This is a genomic window from Klebsiella sp. Ech2A (assembly GCF_030078455.1).
GTDB classification, from domain to species: Bacteria; Pseudomonadota; Gammaproteobacteria; order Enterobacterales; family Enterobacteriaceae; genus Klebsiella; species Klebsiella terrigena.
Window position 1 is genome coordinate 1 of record NZ_JAQGFU010000362.1, and the last position, 2,188, is coordinate 2,188.

Consider the following 2,188-nt stretch of genomic DNA (forward strand, 5'->3'; position numbering starts at 1 on the left):
CTCGCCGCCGACGGTAAGGTGCATATTCCGCTGGCGCAGGTGCGCGACGGCAAGCTGCATCGCTTCGTGTGGATAGCGGACGACGGTAAAGCGGTGCGCTTTTTTGTGATCAACCGCTATCCCGACAAGCTACGCCTCGGCGTGGTGTTTGACGCCTGCCTGCTGTGCGGCGATCAGGGGTACGTGATGGAAGGTAACCAGGTCATTTGCGTCGCCTGTGGGGTGCACATTTTTATTCCGTCGATTGGCAAACCCGGCGGCTGTAACCCGGTGCCGATCGACGGCTGGCGCAACGATGAAACCGAGCTGACGATCCCCGGCAGCGCGCTGGCGACGGGAGTGAACTACTTCTCGACGGTGCTGACCATCAAGGTTACCGACCCGGTGGATGGCTCAAGCCTGACCAATACCGCGGCCGAATTTAAATACAGCTATGGCGGTAAGACCTGGTTCTTCGCCTCCGAAGCCAACTATGACCGTTTTCGCCAGGCGCCGGAGCAGTTCGTTGCCGACGCGGTGAAGGAGGAGTAGCGATGCTGTGGCGAATGATCTACCGCTCATGGGGGCGCAACCTGCGGCGCAAGGCGCTGGCGGTGCTGACCGTTTTTCTCGCCGCCAGCCTGATTTCGGCCCTGCTGGCGGTCTCTATCGACATCGGCGACAAGATGTCGCGCGAGCTGAAGTCCTACGGCGCCAATATCCTGATTGAGCCTGCGGGGCAGGCCGCGCTGCCGGCGCTGTTCAGCGAGCAAAGCAACCCGCTGGCCAGCGATGACTTCCTCGATGAGTCCGAGCTGCCCAATATTAAAGATATCTTCTGGCGCAACAATATCGTCGGCTTCGCCCCGATGCTCGGCGGCGAGGCGCAGGTTAACGGTCACGATGTCCCGCTGCTGGGGACCTTCTTCAGCCAGCCGGTGGCGATACCGGACGAAGAGGGATATGAAACCGGACAGCGCACGGTCAGCCCCTACTGGCAGGTCGTCGGAGAGTGGCCGCAGGAGCCGCCGGGGCCGCTGCCGCAGACCCTGGTCGGCCACGCGCTGGCGCGCAGCACCGGCTGGAAGCCGGGCGACCGCCTGACGCTGCGGACCGCGGAGCGCGATCTAACCGTCGAGGTGAGCGGCATTTTATCCAGCGGCGGCGATGAAGATAAGCAGCTGGTGATGCCGCTGGCCGTGGTTCAGCGGCTGCTGGGCCTGCCGGGGAAAGTGCAGGCGATCCGCGTGTCGGCGCTGACGGTGCCGGAGAACGAGCTCTCGCGCCGGGCGCGCGAGAATCTCGAGGCGCTGAATGCCGAGGAGTACGACCTGTGGGACGGCACGGCCTACGTCTCTTCCATTGCCCATCAGCTGGAGGAGGCGATCTCCGGCGCTCAGGTGCGGCCGGTGTGGCAGGTTGCCGCCTCGGAAGGGGTGGTTATCGATAAAATTCAGCTGCTGATGGCGGTGGTGACTCTGGCGGCGCTGGCCGCCGCCGCGATGGGGATCGCCTCGCTGATGACCAGCACCATCATGGAGCGGGCGAAGGAGATCGGCCTGATGAAAGCGCTCGGCGCGCGGCAGTGGCAAATCCTGCTGCTGTTCTACCTCGAGGCGGCGCTCGGCGGCCTCGCGGGCGGGGCGCTTGGCTGCATGGCGGGATGGGGGCTGGCTAAGGTGATTGGCCTGATGCTGTTCGCCACGCCGCTTAATTTTGCCTGGGTGGTGGTTCCCTGCGTGCTGGTGATTGCGGTGCTGATTGCGTTAATCGGCACCTGGTTCCCGGCGCGGCGCATCGCCCGTCTTTATCCCGTGGAGGTGCTGTATGGCCGCTAAGCGCGACATGCTGTGGCTGCTGGTGCGGCGGGCGCTGCGCCTGCGCCTGCAGCGGGTGAGCGTGGTGTTTGCCGCGCTGGCGGTGGGGGCGACCATCGTCACGGCGCTCTCCGCCGTGTGGTTCGACATTAACAGTAAAATGAGCGAAGAGCTGCGCACCTTCGGCGCCAACTTCTATATTGGCCCCGGGCACGGTACCAGCATGCCGCAGCCCGAGCTGCAGGCGATCCTCGACGGCGCGCCGCCGGGGCTGAGCCACGGCGCCAGCCCGTGGCTGTACGGCACCGCGCGCACTGAGCTGGAAAAGGTGGTGATGGTCGGCGTGTGGTTCGAATCGCTGCAAAAGCTGGTGCCCTACTGGCAGGGGAGCG

Annotated in this window: 2 protein-coding genes and 1 pseudogene; all 3 read left to right on the top strand. The window is 64.8% G+C overall.

What is annotated here, in order from left to right:
- Positions 1 to 531 (top strand): Fe-S-containing protein (locus PFH44_RS26950; protein ID WP_283826744.1); only part of this gene is annotated, 531 nt, incomplete at its 5' end.
- Positions 532 to 533: 2 nt separating this feature from the next.
- A complete protein-coding gene (locus PFH44_RS26955; protein ID WP_283826745.1) occupies positions 534 to 1,817 on the top strand; it encodes an ABC transporter permease in 1,284 nt (427 codons plus the stop codon).
- Positions 1,807 to 2,188: pseudogene (locus tag PFH44_RS26960) on the top strand (ABC transporter permease); the annotation flags it as partial. The gene PFH44_RS26955 and the pseudogene PFH44_RS26960, both read left to right, overlap by 11 nt.

Bases quoted from the DNA above. Each gene is read 5' to 3' on its own strand.
- PFH44_RS26955 (WP_283826745.1), top strand. From the start codon at position 534: ATGCTGTGGCGAATGATCTACCGCTCATGGGGGCGCAACCTGCGGCGC.